Source organism: Prevotella sp. MGM2, from assembly GCF_002933955.1.
In the GTDB taxonomy this organism is placed as follows: Bacteria; Bacteroidota; Bacteroidia; order Bacteroidales; family Bacteroidaceae; genus Alloprevotella.
Genome location: NZ_BEWW01000183.1, coordinates 1 through 1,089, shown reverse-complemented (window position 1 = coordinate 1,089; position 1,089 = coordinate 1). Strand labels below are relative to the sequence as shown.

Genomic DNA, 1,089 nt, shown 5'->3' with positions numbered 1-1,089 from the left:
TTGCTTTCCTCCGTAAAATGTTGTATCTTTGTAACAGCGGAGCGGGACATTCATGTAGGAAGTCCCGCTTTTTCTGTGTTTTTCAGGTCTTTTTGAACAGATTTTTACCGTATTTTTTCGAAAATTCCCCGTATTCCAATTCAAATTTCAAGTATTCGTGTTAAAAATCCGATAAGGACTTTTCTGTTTTCATGACATTGAATCTATTTTTTTACACTTGGAAATGTAATTGAAGGTTAAAAACGTTAAATCGCAGGTATTCCGGTTATTGCTCAAAAAAGATTGATTTGTGCCGGAATGGGAGTCGTGTTGAGGGGAATATATGGTGTTGCTTCGAGGGGAAGTGGCAGTGATTGTATATTATATTGGAATGGAATGCCACTCTTGTAGCGGTGGCTGCTGGAAGCGGAAATTTGTAGATCGTAGGGTGGTTATGGTGGCCTGATGGAAGATGAAATAAAAAACAGTAAAAATAAATATTGAAAAATTTGGAAGTTCTAAATAATGTTTGTATCTTTGCACCCGTTAATCAGAAACGGTGTTTTGGTTAACATTTAAAGTTTGGGGTATGGTGTAATTGGCAACACTACAGATTCTGGTCCTGTCTTTCCTGGTTCGAGTCCGGGTACCCCAACGAAAATGCGGTAACAAACTTAATTACAAGTTGTTGCCGCTGTTTTTTGTTGATAATAATTAAATGGAGATGAGTGGATGCTTTATGCCTTTGGGGGATTTATTAAGAGGAATATTTGAAAATCAATAGGATATGAATATGATAGAGCCAGCCGTAAAGGCTGATTTTGAAGAAGTGTTGGAAGTATGGGAGGCTTCGGTACGTGGCTCTCATGGCTTTTTAAAGGAAAGCGACATACTGTTTTATCGTAAAAAGATACGTGAGGAGTATTTGGCGGCTGTCGATTTATATGTCGTGCGGCGTGGCGGAAGAATTGTGGCCTTCATTGGGTTAAGTTGTGACATGATTGAAATGCTTTTTGTACATCCCGATGCTCAGAGGAGCGGTTTGGGAACTTTTCTGGGGTCAAGCCGAAATTCCGGTGCATTTGTTAAAATTCGAGAGCTGAAATGTTA

At 39.1% G+C, this 1,089-nt stretch carries 1 tRNA gene and 1 pseudogene; both read left to right on the top strand.

Features of this window, described 5'->3' with window-relative positions:
- The first annotated feature begins 562 nt into the window (after positions 1–562).
- Positions 563–634: transfer RNA gene (locus tag C5S62_RS04485), tRNA-Gln, on the top strand.
- 132 nt (positions 635–766) lie between these two features.
- A pseudogene (locus tag C5S62_RS04480) lies at positions 767–1,089 on the top strand (hypothetical protein); the annotation flags it as partial.